Genomic DNA, 16,495 nt, shown 5'->3' on the forward strand with positions numbered 1-16,495 from the left:
GTCATCCATAACTGATCCAGCGCTTATGCTTATTACAAATCATCAAATCCATTGTCAATCGCATTCACTTTAACGTATTGGCGAGATTTTTGTTCAAAGAAATCTGTTTTCGTACCATCTATATTGTCCGCATATGCACGAATCCATTTCATCGGATTTTCTACATATTCAGGGTAGATTTCATTAAGCCCGAGCAGACGCAGCATTTTATTTGCACGATATTTGATATAGCCTTCCATATCATCTAAATCGATTCCTTCGATGTCCTTTAAAACATAATTAGACCATTCGATTTCGTGCTCGACCGATTCTTTGAATTGGTCGTAAACCCAGCCTATTAGTTCTTCGTTATTAAGCTCTGGATTTTCGGATAACGTAGCTCTAAACAATTCGGAGATAAAGCGACCATGCTCCAGTTCATCCCGGTTGATATAGCTAATCATAGTAGATGTACCAACCATCTTATTGTAACGGGCTAAATTGTAGAAAAATGCGAAACCGGAATAGAAAAATAAGCCTTCTAATAATGTTGTATATGTTAATGTTTTGACTATATTTTCAGTTGTAGGGTTTTCCACAAATTCATTATAGTATTTAACAATATTTTCATTTCTTTTCAACAAAATAGCGTCAGTTCTTCCAAACTCAAATGATTTATTTTGTTGGTCTAGTGATACAACGGATGATAAAACATATGAGTAACTTTCGTTATGAACCGCTTCTTGCTGTGCGATTACAGCCATAATGGATTGAACGGAAGGATCCGTTGCATATAACGACAGTAATAATGCTGTTCTTGTTTGTGGCGCATCAAGCGTTGCAAGTAACCCGATAACCTTTAAATAAGCATCTTGCTCTGGCTTCGTTAAATTTTTGAACTGTTTTACATCACTCGACATATTCACTTCGTCTGCTTGCCAGTAATTTCCCAGTAATCGCTTATATATTTTATACCAGTGTGGATAAGCGATATCATTCCAATTTAAAATACCACTTGATTTGCCGTTAAAAATTCCTGTCGATTTATTAGGATTTCTAGGGTCTAATGTTTTTGCTTTCTCCATTTTCTAAAACTCCTTCTATCCATTTACTTACTATTTTCTCCTGGCTTCCCCTTGGGGATTGCTCTATCTTTAAGCCGTCGTAGTTACAGTTATAGAACTTCACTAATCTATCCACAGCTCCACAAAATAAGTCATCTCCGCCAAATTGGGTATCCCCAGAACCAAATACATATACATTTTCCGGTTTATAGCCAACTTCCCGAGCGAAGTCTTTCATTTCATCCGGTGTGCTTCCTCTATCCCATGTAAACGTTCCAAAAAACAACTTGTCATATGTGGATAGGTCCGGCACTGCGCCGAATCCTATCATATACATATCCACAACATATCCACTTGTTTCGAGATGATCCTTTATTAATTCAGCTATTTCTTCTGTGTTACCGCTATAGCTTAAGTAACAAATGATTGCTTTCATTAGCTTGAGCAAGAGTCACAATCTACTAATTCAACGGAAGTAGAACGAACGTAATAAGTCGTTTTCAGCCCGCTGTTCCAAGCTTCTAAGTGTAAGTCTAGTAATTCTTTTGCTTTAATGGTGTTTTGCACGTATAAGTTTAGCGAAACACCTTGGTCGATATGACGTTGGCGTGCCGCATTTTGTTTTAATGTCCAATGTTGATCGATGAAATAAGCTGATTTATAAAACCATGTTGTCTCTGAATTCAAATCTGGCACTGTTACTGGAATTTTATAATCCTTCTTCTCTTCGGAATAGAATTTTTGGAAAATCGGATCAATGCTCGCCGTACTTCCAGCTAGAATAGATGTTGATGAGTTCGGTGCAACTGCCATTAAATAGCCGTTTCGAATACCATTTGTAGCTACTTCATGGCGCAGTTCATTCCACTGATCGCTCTCGTAGTTGCGATTTTCAAAGTAAGCTCCTGTTTGCCAATCCGACCCTTCAAATAAAGGATATGCCCCTTTTTCTTTCGCAAGCTCATTAGATGCTTGAATCGTTAAGAAAGCGACTTTTTCGTATAACTTATCTGCGAACTCTACTGCTTCGTTTGATTCCCAGCGAATGCTATTTAAAGCAAGTAAATGATGCCATCCAAAAGTACCTAAACCGATTCCACGATATCTTGCATTCGTGCGCTGCGCTTGCGGAACTGGAATCATATTCAAGTCAATTACATTATCAAGCATGCGCACTTGTATTTTGATAAGACGTTCCAAAACATCTGCTGGAACTGCTCGTCCAAGATTAATAGAAGATAAGTTACAAACAACGAAATCTCCAGGTTTACGACGAGTTACAATAATATCGTCTTCTAATTGAATCGATTCGAAAGAAGTAGCGCTTTGGTTTTGGAAAATTTCCGTACATAGATTACTGCTGTACACCATACCTGCATGCTTATTTGGATTGCTTCGATTTACTTCATCGCGATAAAACATAAAAGGTACACCCGTTTCGAGTTGAGAGCGCATAATACGTTTCATCAAATCGATTGCCGGCACTGTTTCACGAGATAAACGACTGTCGTTCACACATTCCTCGTACTTTTCGCGGAATGACCCGTCGCCACGTTTTTCATCGTAAAAGTCTTCTAATGAATAACCTTTTAACTGGCGAACTTCATGTGGGTCAAATAAATGCCATTCTTCACGTGCATCTACCTTTTCCATGAATAAATCTGGTAGGCATACCCCTGTGAAAATATCATGTGCGCGAAGACGATCATCTCCATTATTTAATCGCAAATCTAAAAATGTGAAAATATCTTTATGCCAAACATCCAAGTAGACAGCAATTGCCCCTTGACGTTGACCAAGCTGGTCGACACTTACTGCCGTATTATTTAATTGTTTGATCCATGGCAATACCCCGCTTGATGCTCCGACAAATCCACGAATCGACGAACCTCTACTTCTTACTTTCCCCATATATACGCCGATTCCACCGCCAAATTTTGAAAGGGTCGCAACGTCTGTATTGCTATCATAAATTCCTTGTAAACTATCATCGACTGTATCAATGAAACAACTTGAAAGCTGCCCATGAGGTTTCCCTGCATTCGATAAGGTTGGAGTTGCAACAGTCATATATAAGCTGCTCATTGCCCAGTAAGACTCTTTTACTTTGGCAAGACGATTTTCTTTTTCGTCTTTCATTAGCGTCATAGCAATCATCATCCAGCGTTCTTGTGGAAGCTCGACAGTTGACTTATCAAAGTCTTTTGCAACATATCGATCTAGCAATGTTTTCAATGCGATATAGGTGAATAAATAATCACGCTCTGGCACGATTATTTCCGCTAGCTGTTGTAATTCCTCATCTGAGTACGCTTCAGCAATGCGCTTGTCGTAAAGTCCTTTGGAAATGAGTTTTTGCACATTGCTTGCAAATTTTCTATATACTGCGTCGGGAGTTGTCCCTCTATTCATCGCTATTTCTTCATACACATCTGCTAAATGGATACGAGCTGCGACAAACGTCCAATACGTTTCTTGTTCGTCTAAATAGCTTAGTGCTTCTAGCGACATCGACTTGGACCATTCCGAAATTGTCCCTTCTGGAAATTTCATTGTCCATCTTTCGTGTGCTTTTATAAGTGGTGCTATTTTTTCTTCTCCAAATTCTTGGATTAGTTTATGTAATACCTCTTGTTTTTCTGTGTTTGAAATAGTTGTCATGTAAATTCCTCCCTATTTATTGGGTTAGTGGGTTGGTATGAGGAGTGTGCACTTTTGTGGATATAAAAAGCGATGTCTCAAACCTCTTCGGCTGAGCCAACGCTCAAAATGTAAAGTAGGAAACAACAGGACAATTAAATCGGAAAGATTAAGAGAGTGTCCTTCGCTTCCACCTCTCAACCCCCGAAGAAAGTGTTGCTTTGTACGATAAAAAGGCAGGTCTACTGGCTCATGCTTCATCCTCCTGCTGTCCTTCCCACGATTGCTCGCAGTGGTTATTTCAACAGTCGTCCACATTTACAGTTGCGGGGACAGCTTCGGTATTTTACCGAATTCCCTTTTAATCCATAAAGGTACCTAATTATCGCTCACATACTACATATAGTGTTTCATTTCTTTATATAGCCTAACATATTGTGTTTAGGCTTGTACAGTGGAAAGAATCAATTGCATCAAAAGAATCATTTTAACAGTTATTTGATCAAATAAAAAGATGGACATCTACAAATGTCCACCTCTTTTCATTACATAAAAACGATAATTGCTAACACTGCCGCTAACACTAAACGATAAATAGCAAACGGCATTAGTTTAATACGTGAAATAAGCTTTAAGAAAAATTTGATCGAAATTAGAGCGAATACAAATGCACTTATAAAACCTACTACATAAAATCCCATATCATCCATACTAATATGTTCCCAGTTTTTCAGTACGGACACTAAGCTTGCTCCAGCCATAATTGGCACAGCCATGATGAATGTAAAATCTGCTGCTGTTTTATGACTCATTCCAAACAAAACACCACCAGAAATCGTTGCACCTGAACGGGAGAAACCTGGCCATAATGATAGACATTGAACCAATCCTACTTTAAATGCTTGTGCATATGTAATTTGGTCCAGACTAACGATTTTCGGCTTTTTGGGTCCGAGCTTATCTGCAATTATCATTAATATAGATCCTGCTACAAGACTAAATATAACTGTTTTTACACCAAATAAATTATCGTCGATAAAATCTTTAAGCGCGAATCCTAAAATAACTGCAGGAAGCATCCCAACAATTACATGCAACAAATTAAACTGTTTACTCGATTGTTCACTATCTATTTTATACAATCCTACTAGACTAAATAAACGTTTCCACATAACAACGACTACAGCTAAAATCGACCCCAATTGTACGACAATCTTAAACGTATTTGCAGAATACATTCCTAAAAAGCTCTCTGTTTTCAGCCACATATCATCCACAATAATCATATGACCAGTGGAAGAAACAGGTGCAAACTCCGTCATACCTTCAACAAACCCTAATATTAATGCTCTTAATAATTCTAGAAATTCCATAAGATCTCCTTAGTCACGTTTTTTAAAATACCAAACAAGAAATGCGATACCTACAATTGCTAAAATAGCATACACAATATTGGAGTAAATATCCATATACCCTACAATTTCATCCCAATTCTCACCGACTGCTGCTCCAACTGAAACTAAAACCGTATTCCAAATAAGTGTTCCAAGCGTGGTGAACAATAAAAACAAGCTAAACTTCATATTCGACATACCAGCTGGAATGGATATTAGACTTCTAACAAGCGGAACTAGTCTCCCGAAAAATACCGCCCACACTCCATACTTGTCGAACCAAGCGTCTGCTTTATGAATATCTTTAATCGTCAGTCGTAAAAACTTCCCATACTTCTGCACTATTTTCTCTAAACGCTCTACATCTAACAGTGTACCGATCCAATATAAAATAGCTGCTCCACTAACCGAACCAGCAGTCGACGCAACAATTATACCAAACTTGGTCATCAATGTTGTTGTCGTCATAAATCCTCCGAGTGTTAAAATTACTTCTGAAGGAATTGGTGGGAAAATATTTTCTACTAATATTAATAAAAATACACCCAGGTATCCAAACTGGTTCATCCAGTCTGCAATCCATGCTTCCATTATACTCCCACGTCCTCTAACTTAATGTTTACTATCCAAAATTCTGATTGACTCCCTAAACGAATTGGTGGTCCCCAAAAACCAAAACCGGATGATACGATTGCATGCAAGCTTCCTTTTTGCTTATATCCATAATCGAGTTCAAATAATTTCCGTGTAAAAAGATGGTTTGGCCACATCTGTCCTCGATGTGTATGTCCAGATACATGAAAATCGACTCCTTCTTTTTCTGGAATGAATAAATTCGAAGGCGTATGATCCATCACAAACCAAGGAAGATTCTGTTTAAGTGGAACTAGCTCTGAAAGTTGCTTTCTTTCTTTATTCGTCAAGTCTTCCCTACCAGTTAAATAGAACGAATCCGCTACTAAAATAGTTTCATCTAATAGCATTTGCACATTAGACGCATCCATCTCCTCTACTAGTAAGGGAATTTTCTTGCCATAGTACTCATGATTTCCAAGTACCCCGTAATTACCATACGTAGAAGTAAGTTGTTTCATCACTTCGGACATCCCTTTTTTCACAAACCAAATCGGATCGTCATCCACTAAATCCCCTACTAATAATACGACATCTGGTTGCTGTTCATTCGATTTTTTCACAAAACGTTGTAAATGCGCCTTATTGGATAATAAACCAAGATGGAAATCAGAAGCAACTACTACTTTTAACTCTTCCAACTTCGAATCTTTTTTTGGCAATGTAATCGATAGCTCGCGAACGACTGGCGTGTAGGCATTGTACGAACCTACGACAATACTTATTATAAATAGCAAAAGAACTATCGAACCAATAACTATTAGTTGTGACGGGAAAATCCACGTGCAAATAGTCGCTATTGGAAAAAGGATAATTCCATATTGCATAATAATCATCCAGTAGGAGCCTACTATATGAAATAACCGTAATCGGTGGTCGATTCTTGCGATAAATAAGGCATATCCAATGAGTGTCCATACAATGGAGAAAATCACCTTATTCACTGGTAAGAATACTTCCAACCATGTGAAAACACACCAACCAAAATAAAACACAATGGCAGTATAAACAACAATTGCTAGTACAATAGCGCCCACTCTCTTCATTTTTGCTCTCCATTTTATGTATTTTTCATTAGTATAACAGATTCCAACTTGCTTCTGCGTAAGCAAGTTAAGCCTCCGGCGGATGTCACAAATTTTGAAAGGAGTTAATTGTAATTCAAAATTTGGACTCAATCACTCCAAGGCGTGATTGATCTAACTACTACTAAGTCTCTAGACCGATACGAAAATCAATTCTAAGCCCGTTTGGAGAAGTTCGTGGAATTGGTAAGCTATAACTACAAACGAGAGGAGGAACACTCACATGAAAAAATTTGGTTTATTAGTACTCGGTATTACTGCAGGAATCGTAGCTCTTGCTAACTTAGGTTCCCTATTAGGATTAGGTGTGTCAGCGTTAATCGTATTCGCAGGAATGCACTTCTATTTAAAGAGTGAATCTACTTTTTTAAAAATCTTTTGGGCAAGCGTTGGTATTCTAGGATTAATCTCTGCGGTAGTGAACGTACCTGGTTTCTTCGGAATTTTAGCAATCGTAGGTGTCTGGTACGTAGTTAAAAAGTGGAATAACGAATCCGTAAGCTTTTCCAAACCAGTAGTAAAATCAGATGACCCATTTGTCAATTTCGAAAAACAATGGAACGAACTTTCAAAATAAGGAGGAAACAAACATGACATCATTATGGAATCGATTCAAATATTCAGTAGAGGCAGATTTACACAAACTATTCGATAAAAAAGAAGAAAAAAACCCAATCGCAATGCTAAACCAATACATTCGTGAAGCAGAAAAACAAACAGAGCAAACTGGTAAATGGTTAGAACGCCAAGGCCAATTAAAACAACAGCTTGAAAAAGAACTGGAAGAAACTACTCAAATGGTAGAAAAACGAAGCTCTCAAGTAGAGCTTGCAACTGCAAGCGGTGAAGAAGATTTAGTTGCTTTTGCACAAGCAGAAGTAGATGCTTATAGCGAAAGAACCGCTGTACTAAAAAATAGTATTTTACAAACGACAGAAGAACTTTTCGGTTTAGAACGTAAATACGAAGAGATGAAGCACAAGATTAAAGACATGAAAGTTCGCCAATTACAATTAATGGGCAAAGAAAATGTCACACGTGCACATCACCAAATGGATCGCGTGCTACAACCGGAACAAAAAGAAAAAAACTTCGGCACTTTCCAAGAGATGGAACATTATATTGAACGCCTAGGACAAAAGATTGAAAAAGAACATGAAGTAACTTCAATGGAGCAACGTTTAGTAATGTTAGAAAAAAACGCACAAACTAAGCAGGAAATTGTGTAAACTATAGATAATGATTGGAGGAGAAGTAATCTTCTCCTTTCTCTATATCATAACGAACAATAAGCTATGTACTTAACGTCTTAAGTCTGTATCTTACTGTTTGTAAAAAGGGGGGAAACGTTATGAAGGAAAACCAAACGAACAAGCTTGCCTTTATTCTCATCTGTTTTGTTTTTCTTATGTTCATTGAGGCTACAGTTTTTGGAAACGGTAGTATTGTATTAGCCCTTCTTGGCATTGGAATGATCTACTTTAGCCTTCGTAAACAACGTCGTTTTTTATTTTGGTCTGGGGTTATCTTTCTGCTTATTGCTGTTTTTTCTATGTGGAGTTTACGACTTTTATTGATGGCTATTATGTTGTACATCCTTTATAAACTATGGAAAAATGAACCGATTCGTAACGTAGTGCGCCCATTTGGGAATGTATATGAAGAAACGCCAAATAGTATCATTCAGAATAAGTTATTTTCCGCTCAGACGACTCCTTTTCAAGCATATGAATGGCAGGATGTTCATGTACAAGGTTTTTACGGGGAGCATGTGATTGATGTAACGGAAACAGTTTTACCGAAAGGCACTTCTTTTATTTCTATTCGCCAAACGCTCGGAAAAGTGGTCATTTATGTGCCGTATGAAATTCCTGTGCGACTCCATTATGCAACCATTATTGGAGAGGCGAATATTTTCGGACGTGGCGCTCAGCGCTTATGGAACCAATCAATCGTATTAAAGGATGGTTATTTGGATGGTGTGACATATGCTGCAGAGTTAGTGATCACTGTATCTACTTGGATTGGGGATATCGAGGTGATTCGCAAATGAAGATATTTCTAGGGCAAGGATTTTCTATATTTATTATTTTACTGGCACTCGCAGCACTTCTTTTATATGTCGTTTGGGGTTGGCCAAACGATTTAATGTGGTGGTCTTTACTGGAGAATACGTATGCGGAAATACCTCTTGGAGTTTGGATTATTATTGTTTTAGCATTTATGAGTTTTAGTTTTTCATTAAATACACTCCAAAAGGTACGAGACCAAGAAAAAAAAATCGAATCCAGCTTACGACCACTATTAGAAGCAGAAACTTATGTTCCTAACAAGAAAAAGTATATGTATTCCAAGCGACTACATGTTACAGCTACTCAATTAGAACAACTTATATTAACGCAACGAAAAACATTACAACGAATTACAAATGAAAAAGCAGAAGCACAAGATAAGCTTATTCAAGAACGAATCATCCAAGAAAGACAAAGACTAGCACGAGAATTGCATGATTCAGTTTCACAACAATTATTTGCGGCATCGATGCTTCTTTCTACAATGGTAGAAATAGAGGAATCGCAGCACGGAAAAGCCTCCAAAACATTAATGCAAACGGAAAAAATTGTACAACAAGCCCAGCTCGAAATGCGGGCATTACTTCTCCATCTTCGTCCAGCAGCATTGCATGATAAATCATTGAAACAAGGTATGGAAGAGCTTTTAGTCGAGCTACAACAAAAAGTCTTTTTTACTATACGTTACCGATTAGAAGAAGTGGTGCTACCAAAAGGAGCAGAAGATCATTTATTCCGCATTGCGCAAGAAACTCTGTCAAACACGTTGCGTCATGCAAAAGCTACAGAGGTCGATATATTGTTTGTTGAACGTGATGGTCTTGCTATTTTCAGAGTACAAGATAATGGTGTTGGATTTGAATTGACAGATGCAAAAACAGGCTCGTACGGCTTGGAAAATGTAAAAGAACGAGCAGTCGAAATTGGTGCTACTTGCAAAGTCGTTTCGGTTCCTTCTCAAGGGACGATTGTTGAAGTGAAATTACCGATTGAGAAAAGTGAAATACTGACGGAAACGAACCGTGAAAAGGAGATAGAAAATGATTCGAATATTATTAGCGGATGATCATGAAATGGTTCGAATTGGCGTATCTGCTTATTTACAAGCGCAGCCTGATATGGATGTTGTCGCAGAAGCAGTAAACGGGCAAGAAGCAGTAGAAATGGCACTCCAGCATAAACCGGATATCATTTTAATGGATATGGTCATGCCCATTATGAATGGTGCAGAAGCGACACGTGAAATCGTACAAAAGTGGCCGGAAGCAAAAGTAATGATTGTCACAAGCTTTATCGATGACGATAAAGTATATCCCGCGCTTGAAGCCGGTGCAATCAGTTATTTGCTGAAGACGTCCAAAGCATCCCATATAGCCGACTCCATTCGTAAAACACTTAGTGGTGATGCCGTTCTAGAACCTGAAGTAACGAATAAAATGATGAAGCGCATGCGCCAAGGTTCTGAACATGCATTGCATGAAGATTTAACGGACCGTGAAGTTGAAGTATTGCTCCTTATGGCGGAAGGAAAAACAAATCAAGACATTGCGGACACCCTTTTTATCGCATTAAAAACAGCGAAAACGCATGTTAGTAATATTTTATCGAAACTGGAAGTAAGTGACCGAACGCAAGCGGTTATTTATGCATTTGAACATCAGCTTGTTACACCGAAAAAATAACCGATAATGGATATTTGTCATATGCTAATGAAAAGACGAAGAAAAGGATGTTAGCATATATGAGACCTGACGAACCGAATGATGATGGATTACCACCTAACTTTGGCTTAACTGTTGGGTTTATAGCATCTGTCATTCTTTCGATTGGATATGTTGTAGATACCATCGGAACAGGTATTGCGTTGTATGAAGCAAATCGTGATTTTAAGGAAGTTGAGAAGGCAGCGCAAGATCAGCAACAACAAATTACTGACATTCAAAATAAGCTCGATCAATTGTTAGGCCAAATGGAAGAGTTAAAGAAAGAAAAAGATGAATCCAGAAACCGTTATAGACATAAAAGAGGATGACCTGCTGCATGATGGGGAGTTCTCTTTTTTGTTTTTGCTAGCTTTTCCTCTGTTTTTTATGGGTATTTTTTATGCCCATAAGGTTTTCTGGGTTGAATGACAGTTTTCCAACTAAACGCTCGTTTTTTCCAACTAAACTATGAAAAATTCCAACTAAATGCTCCAAAATTCCAACTAAAACTCTTGTTTTTCCAACTAAGTATTTACACCTTGCTTATTTTCTAATGAAATGGTATTTTCAATACAATATACAATACTATTTTGTCTAAAAGGAGGAATTCTCGTAGATAATCCACGAATATTACCCAAAACTGTTCAAGTGTATAAACGTTTGCTACACCGTATATCTAAGAACCAAAGCCTTTATCTCGAAATAGAAAAAAAGATTCGAGCCATCGAAGCTGGATATAGCGGAGAAAGCTACGTCGACAACTTTCTCAAACAAGTAAACTTTCCGAAGCATTATGCTATTTTGAAAGATCTCCACATCCAAATAGATGAAAATAATTACCTTCAAATCGACACGCTTATTCTAACCAAAAAATACTTCGCAATATTAGAAATTAAAAATATCCGTGGCAAAATATACTTCCAACGAAATCCCAACCAATTAATTCGAGAAATCGACGGCGAAACGACGCCATTGAAATGCCCCGAACAGCAATTAAAACGACATGTACAAAAACTGAAACTTCTATTGCAACAATACAAAGTGAACATCCCAATAAAAAGTCTCATAGTGCTTGCCTATTCTAAAACACATGTTGTACTTCCCCCACAGTATGCCAACATTACGATGGGCTGCGATATTTCCCACCATATCGAAGAATACAACCAACTCCCTGATGCTATTTCAACTCAAAAATTTCATCAATCACTTACTAATCTATTATCGAGATCGAATGAATTCATCCCTAAGCCATTAGCCAAAGTCTATCCATTAGAACTTTCTCACATAAAAATAGGATTATTTTGCCCAAACTGTCATGTCAAAATAAACAACCAAAGAAACTGCATAAATTGCAATACACCTAAAAAGATAATGCAACAACAAGCTATTGAAGATTGGTTCTACCTTGTCAAAGATACTATTTCCAATAGTGAATGCGTCTACTTTCTCGAACTCAAAGACAAGTTTGCAGCAAACTACCTGCTAAACAAAATGGCTCTTCATCCCGTCAATCATCATAAATCTCGTTATTACATCATGCAAAAAACCAAAGCGTTATCGGAGCTACAAGAATAACTATTTCTATTAAAGAATAGAGCCACTGTTAAAAACGAACAGTGGCCCTTTTTTTGTGAAATTTGCGTTTTCCAACTAAAGTGTGTTTTTTTCCAACTAAACTATGAAAAATTCCAACTAAATGCTCCAACATTCCAACTAAACGCTCTTTTTTTCCAACTAACCACCAAACACCCCATAAAAAAGCAGGAAATCCTCCATTGGATTCCCCGCTCTTGTTAAATCACTGCAATTTTCACGGTTACTTTAAACAAATCTCCATCTACTTCCATTCGTAAACTGCCGCCGTGTAAATCGACGATCGATTGCGCTATTGCCAGACCTAGTCCGGAGCCGTCTGTGTGGCGCGATGTGTCTGCTCGTTTGAATCGCTCGGTTAATTCATTCACATCATTTCCTAATTCATACTTCGCAATATTTTTGATAACGAAAACCGCTTCTCCATCGACTAGATCCAAGTTGATATACACTCTTGTGTTTGCCAGTGCATACTTCAACGTATTGATGATTAAGTTATCAAGTACTCTCCACCATTTTTGTCCATCGACATAAGACATGATTGGTTTTATACCGATTGCCACTCGATATTCTAGCCCAGATTTATCAATTTCCTCTTGGTGTTCAGCTATAGCCTGTTGCAGTAATTGCGTTAAATCGACCTTTCTTTTATCTAATTCGATATTGCCCGATGCCATTTTCGACACTTCGAATAAATCCTCGATCAGTGTTTTTAAACGCATCGATTTTTTATCCAAAATTGCAATATAAGATGCTCGCTCTTCATCTGTTATACTTGGATTTTTCAACAAATCTGTATACGTAATGATAGATGTTAATGGCGTGCGAAGATCATGACTGACGTTTGTGATAAGCTCCGTTTTTAAACGTTCACTTTTTGCTTGCTCAGAATGAGAAGATTTGATTAGGTTGCGTATTTCATTTAAACGCTCCGCATGCTCAGCAATTGCTGACTTCCCTTTTATTTCAACTTCATTTCCAATAACACCTTTCGCCATTTCCTCTGTCTTCACGAAGATACGGTTTAAATACGACATTCTGGACATTAGAACAACAAGTACTGGGATTCCTATTAATAAAGTTGCTGGTATCCACACGATTAATGCCACTGGTAGCATGAGTACAAGTAACGTTCCAACGCCCCAGAAAAACACAACGATTAACATGATGAGCGTTTGAAGCCCGATAGACTGTTTCAAGAAAAACCCTTGTAATGATCTTCCCCAGCTATAAGTAAGGCTATTTTTCCAATCTACTGTACCAAAACCTGCGCGCATCCACTTCCATTGATATAGCGTGAACGCTGTAAAAATTATTGCAAAAATAAAAGTAAATACTTGCATGTCATAATCATTATATAAAACAAATCCCACTAAACTTGTCGTGGTAGTAATAGCCAACAAAATACTTATTAGGAAAAATGCTAATTTTACATCGATCGGCAACTGACGATATTTTTCTTCCTTGCTTTTATGTCGAAACGTTTCGCTATTTTTTCTCCATAATAAAATAAATGCAACCGCCGCTAAAATTCCTGCTACGACTACTCCATAAAACTTGCGTTGGTTTGTTAAAAAGTATTGATATTCAGAAGCTCTATGTCCACTTAAAATACTCGATTCCGGAATAGCAATGGTTCCTTCAAAACGTGCAAATGGATTTCCCATCATATCAGTTACTAGCCAGCTATCATCCACTTGTTGATAAACAGTGCGCTCTCTTAAATGTCCATACTTAGTGGAATACTCCTTTTTAAAAGCGTTTTTGGAGCTTATTTCTCCGTTCGTAAAGCGCTCTCCTGTTTCGACATTTTTTAAGTCATATACAAAGTCCTCTTTTTGACTTAATAAATCATTTTTTGCATGTTCGATGGCTTTGTAATAAGCATCTACCTGCGCTTCTTTTTCTGCTCGAATCTTTTGTTCTACATAGCTATCATCTGTGAAGTTTTTCGTGATATCCGCTAACTTTTTGTCACGTTCTGCAAGTTTAGCCTCGTCCGGTGTTTGCACTGTCCTTACTTCTTCAGATGCACCTTCTTGTACTTCCTCTGTCGCTGTTTCTGTTGTTACTTCCCCTGTCTCACTTTGATATTGATTTCTGATGGAATCTAATTGGCTCTCTAGGTCCCCATATCTATAGCGGTATTCCTCTATTTCCTCTGGTGTCACCGTAATTTTTTTCTTCACTTCTTCTTTATCTGGCGGTGCTAAAAGTAGTGGGACTATGGATGATTCGAATTCAGATAGCTGCCACCCAAAATCATCACTATCGAAATAGCTTGTACCGATAAAGTTTCGTCCTTGTTCGATTAGTATAAACAGCCCTAATATGGCGATTACCGCCAACGTGCTAAGTAATGTATTTCTTCCTATTGCATGCTTCATCCTGCAACTCCCCCTTTCATATTTCGTATAATTTGAACAAAACTTTCTTTAATTTCGATTAGTGGCATCCAGTTCGCTAGACAGTAGGTTAGACAAATGATGCCGCACGCAATTGCTAAAATTGACAGTAGTAAGCTCCATTTACTTGTCGATTTTATAGCCAACTCCCCACACCACCTTCACATATCTTGGGTTTTTCGGATCTGCTTCTATTTTTTCGCGTATTTTTCGAATATGCACTGCTACGATGTTCTCTGCGTTGTAGGCTGGTTCATGCCACACACGCTCGTATATTTCATTAATGGAGAAAACTCGCCCTGCGTTCACCATGAGTAGCTCTGTTATTTTGAATTCAATTGGAGTAAGTTTCACCGATTCCCCTTCAACAGTAAGTTCTTTTGCTTCTTTGTTTAACACGAGTCCATCTACTTCAATAACCGCTTTCTGCCCTTGGTAAGTGCCAAGCTTCGTATAGCGTCTAAGTTGTGACTTCACACGTGCCACTAGCTCCATTGGATGGAAAGGTTTCGTTACATAATCATCTGCTCCAACGGATAATCCATGAATTTTATCCGAATCCTCTGCTTTCGCACTCAGCATAATTATTGGGATATTTTTTTGCTCTCTTATTTTAAATGTCGCTGCTATCCCGTCCATTTTTGGCATCATAATATCTAATACAATGACATGTACTTCATTTTCTTCTATTAATTGCAAAGCTTCTAGTCCATCTCCGGCTTTCAACACGTTGTAGCCTTCATTTTTCAAGTAAATTTCGATACCATCACGAATATCTTGGTCATCATCAGTCACTAATACTGTAAACTGCGTCATCTGCTTACCTCCCGTGGGCCCGCACGATGCGGGTCATGCATCCGTTGCCACAGGATGTGGCGTACTTAGGATGCCTTCCTTTTTCTTCTTATGTTTCTTATTGTACCGTTCATTTCTTAACATTTCAGAAGGATAATTATGAAGAATTTCTTAAGAAAAAAGGAAAATGATGAGCATGTAACTTTCTACGAGGTAAACAGTCTAATCCTATAAAGGAGTGATTCCATGAAAAAACTTATTTGGGGCCTATTTTCGATTTTCATCATCTTGCTCCTAGCGAGCTGTGGAACAAGTAATGGAGATCCGACTACAGGTGGAGGAGACCCGCAACCGCAGGAAGACAAAACTATTTTAACTAAATTAGAAGTAAATGAGGACGGCAATGCCACTTTTACGATTAAAAATGACACAGAAGCCGAGAAGAGCTTAATATATCCAAGTGGACAGGAAATTGAATATCAACTTTTAGACAATGAAAATAATATTGTTTATACGTATTCAGCCAATAAAACGTTTGTCTTAATGCTTCAAGAAAAAGTACTAAAGCCAAATGAAGAAATAGTCATACCACTTGAGCTACAAACCGAGTTAGCAGAAGTACCTGCTGGTTCTTATACGCTCATTGCGTGGTCTACTTCTAATGAATTAAGTGAACAAAAAGAACAGACAGCTTATAAGTGGGCTGGAAATGAAGAACCAGGAAGCACTGTATCAACGGAAACAATTACCGTCTATCAAGCGGATGCGAATGCCGAGTATGTAGAACCATATGAAATAACCATTGATCCTTCAGATGATATAGTCCGTCAAATTTTTGATAAGATTATGGTGCTGGAAGTTGGATTAATTGATTATCGTTTGGAGAATAATAACACGAAGCTAATATTAAATATGGACAGTGGATTAAGTAATGTACAAGGAAGTGCTGGGGAGAACATGTTCATCGGAACGATTGTACGTTCCTATTTCGATAACTTTCCCGAGGTAGAAGAAATTTATTTTGAAAAGGAAGGTAAATCTCCAGTTACACTTGCACATCTCGTTGTGTCAGAGCCATTTACACGAGATCAAGTCTATACTCATTCACCTAACTAAAATATTCTTTTATAAT

At 37.8% G+C, this 16,495-nt stretch carries 16 protein-coding genes and 1 riboswitch; of the genes, 8 read left to right on the plus strand and 8 right to left on the minus strand.

The genetic code is table 11. The annotated features are described in order from the left end of the window. Positions 1-32: 32 nt before the first annotated feature. The 6 genes from FG383_RS11530 to FG383_RS11555 form a co-directional block, all read right to left on the minus strand. Positions 33-1,064, minus strand: a complete 1,032-nt coding sequence (locus tag FG383_RS11530; RefSeq protein ID WP_142607538.1) for a ribonucleotide-diphosphate reductase subunit beta — start codon at positions 1,062-1,064, stop codon at positions 33-35. Next, on the minus strand, positions 1,036-1,491 hold the full coding sequence (locus FG383_RS11535; RefSeq protein WP_142607539.1) for a flavodoxin: 456 nt from the start codon (positions 1,489-1,491) through the stop codon (positions 1,036-1,038). Before FG383_RS11535 ends, FG383_RS11530 begins: the two co-directional genes overlap by 29 nt. Next, complete coding sequence (locus FG383_RS11540; RefSeq protein WP_142607540.1) at positions 1,479-3,704, minus strand: ribonucleoside-diphosphate reductase subunit alpha; 2,226 nt, start codon at positions 3,702-3,704, stop codon at positions 1,479-1,481. The genes FG383_RS11535 and FG383_RS11540 overlap by 13 nt, the downstream gene beginning before the upstream one ends. Positions 3,705-3,901: 197 nt before the next feature. Then, positions 3,902-4,080, minus strand: a riboswitch (cobalamin riboswitch). Positions 4,081-4,228: 148 nt separating this feature from the next. Beyond that, on the minus strand, positions 4,229-5,056 hold the full coding sequence (locus FG383_RS11545) for an undecaprenyl-diphosphate phosphatase (RefSeq protein WP_142607541.1): 828 nt from the start codon (positions 5,054-5,056) through the stop codon (positions 4,229-4,231). Positions 5,057-5,065: 9 nt separating this feature from the next. Beyond that, the gene (locus tag FG383_RS11550) at positions 5,066-5,668 is read right to left on the minus strand and encodes a DedA family protein (RefSeq protein WP_142607542.1); all 603 of its coding nucleotides are present in this window, start codon (positions 5,666-5,668) and stop codon (positions 5,066-5,068) included. Beyond that, entirely contained in the window at positions 5,668-6,756 is a 1,089-nt protein-coding gene (locus tag FG383_RS11555; RefSeq protein WP_142607543.1) for a metallophosphoesterase, read from the minus strand. Before FG383_RS11555 ends, FG383_RS11550 begins: the two co-directional genes overlap by 1 nt. Positions 6,757-7,018: 262 nt before the next feature. Here FG383_RS11555 and FG383_RS11560 point away from each other — a divergent pair, with 262 nt between their 5' ends. The 7 genes from FG383_RS11560 (at position 7,019) to FG383_RS11590 (ending at position 12,145) form a co-directional block, all read left to right on the plus strand. Continuing rightward, the gene (locus FG383_RS11560; RefSeq protein WP_142607544.1) at positions 7,019-7,372 is read left to right on the plus strand and encodes a lmo0954 family membrane protein; all 354 of its coding nucleotides are present in this window, start codon (positions 7,019-7,021) and stop codon (positions 7,370-7,372) included. A 13-nt stretch (positions 7,373-7,385) separates the two neighbouring features. After that, entirely contained in the window at positions 7,386-8,024 is a 639-nt protein-coding gene (locus tag FG383_RS11565) for a PspA/IM30 family protein (RefSeq protein WP_142607545.1), read from the plus strand. A 122-nt stretch (positions 8,025-8,146) separates the two neighbouring features. Then, positions 8,147-8,848: a cell wall-active antibiotics response protein LiaF gene (liaF, locus tag FG383_RS11570; RefSeq protein WP_142607546.1), complete on the plus strand. Its 702-nt coding sequence runs from the start codon at positions 8,147-8,149 to the stop codon at positions 8,846-8,848. Further along, positions 8,845-9,933: a sensor histidine kinase gene (locus FG383_RS11575; RefSeq protein ID WP_142607547.1), complete on the plus strand. Its 1,089-nt coding sequence runs from the start codon at positions 8,845-8,847 to the stop codon at positions 9,931-9,933. Before liaF ends, FG383_RS11575 begins: the two co-directional genes overlap by 4 nt. Beyond that, entirely contained in the window at positions 9,908-10,549 is a 642-nt protein-coding gene (locus tag FG383_RS11580; protein ID WP_142607548.1) for a response regulator transcription factor, read from the plus strand. Before FG383_RS11575 ends, FG383_RS11580 begins: the two co-directional genes overlap by 26 nt. Positions 10,550-10,608: 59 nt before the next feature. Further along, a complete protein-coding gene (locus FG383_RS11585) occupies positions 10,609-10,899 on the plus strand; it encodes a hypothetical protein (protein ID WP_142607549.1) in 291 nt (96 codons plus the stop codon). Between the two features lie 319 nt (positions 10,900-11,218). Then, positions 11,219-12,145 carry a nuclease-related domain-containing protein gene (locus tag FG383_RS11590; RefSeq protein WP_246096976.1) on the plus strand — a complete coding sequence of 309 codons (927 nt, stop codon included), beginning with the start codon at positions 11,219-11,221 and terminating at the stop codon, positions 12,143-12,145. 218 nt (positions 12,146-12,363) lie between these two features. Here FG383_RS11590 and FG383_RS11595 read toward each other — a convergent pair whose 3' ends face one another. Further along, positions 12,364-14,550 (minus strand): histidine kinase dimerization/phospho-acceptor domain-containing protein, encoded by a 2,187-nt coding sequence (locus FG383_RS11595; protein WP_142607551.1) that lies wholly within the window; start codon positions 14,548-14,550, stop codon positions 12,364-12,366. 141 nt (positions 14,551-14,691) lie between these two features. After that, positions 14,692-15,384, minus strand: coding sequence for a response regulator transcription factor (locus FG383_RS11600; RefSeq protein ID WP_142607552.1), 693 nt, complete (start codon positions 15,382-15,384; stop codon positions 14,692-14,694). A gap of 225 nt (positions 15,385-15,609) precedes the next feature. Here FG383_RS11600 and FG383_RS11605 point away from each other — a divergent pair, with 225 nt between their 5' ends. Beyond that, entirely contained in the window at positions 15,610-16,479 is an 870-nt protein-coding gene (locus FG383_RS11605) for a BsuPI-related putative proteinase inhibitor (protein WP_142607553.1), read from the plus strand. The last annotated feature ends 16 nt before the right edge of the window (positions 16,480-16,495 follow it).

Source organism: Psychrobacillus soli, from assembly GCF_006861775.1.
Taxonomy (GTDB): domain Bacteria; phylum Bacillota; class Bacilli; order Bacillales_A; family Planococcaceae; genus Psychrobacillus; species Psychrobacillus soli.

Excerpts from the sequence above, each read along its gene's own strand:
- FG383_RS11605 (WP_142607553.1), top strand. The coding sequence starts at position 15,610 with ATGAAAAAACTTATTTGGGGCCTATTTTCGATTTTCATCATCTTGCTC.
- FG383_RS11530 (WP_142607538.1), bottom strand. The coding sequence starts at position 1,064 with ATGGAGAAAGCAAAAACATTAGACCCTAGAAATCCTAATAAATCGACA.
- FG383_RS11555 (WP_142607543.1), bottom strand. The coding sequence starts at position 6,756 with ATGAAGAGAGTGGGCGCTATTGTACTAGCAATTGTTGTTTATACTGCC.
- FG383_RS11595 (WP_142607551.1), bottom strand. The coding sequence starts at position 14,550 with ATGAAGCATGCAATAGGAAGAAATACATTACTTAGCACGTTGGCGGTA.
- FG383_RS11560 (WP_142607544.1), top strand. The coding sequence starts at position 7,019 with ATGAAAAAATTTGGTTTATTAGTACTCGGTATTACTGCAGGAATCGTA.
- FG383_RS11540 (WP_142607540.1), bottom strand. The coding sequence starts at position 3,704 with ATGACAACTATTTCAAACACAGAAAAACAAGAGGTATTACATAAACTA.
- FG383_RS11565 (WP_142607545.1), top strand. The coding sequence starts at position 7,386 with ATGACATCATTATGGAATCGATTCAAATATTCAGTAGAGGCAGATTTA.
- FG383_RS11600 (WP_142607552.1), bottom strand. The coding sequence starts at position 15,384 with ATGACGCAGTTTACAGTATTAGTGACTGATGATGACCAAGATATTCGT.
- FG383_RS11550 (WP_142607542.1), bottom strand. The coding sequence starts at position 5,668 with ATGGAAGCATGGATTGCAGACTGGATGAACCAGTTTGGATACCTGGGT.
- FG383_RS11585 (WP_142607549.1), top strand. The coding sequence starts at position 10,609 with ATGAGACCTGACGAACCGAATGATGATGGATTACCACCTAACTTTGGC.
- FG383_RS11545 (WP_142607541.1), bottom strand. The coding sequence starts at position 5,056 with ATGGAATTTCTAGAATTATTAAGAGCATTAATATTAGGGTTTGTTGAA.
- liaF (WP_142607546.1), top strand. The coding sequence starts at position 8,147 with ATGAAGGAAAACCAAACGAACAAGCTTGCCTTTATTCTCATCTGTTTT.
- FG383_RS11580 (WP_142607548.1), top strand. The coding sequence starts at position 9,908 with ATGATTCGAATATTATTAGCGGATGATCATGAAATGGTTCGAATTGGC.
- FG383_RS11575 (WP_142607547.1), top strand. The coding sequence starts at position 8,845 with ATGAAGATATTTCTAGGGCAAGGATTTTCTATATTTATTATTTTACTG.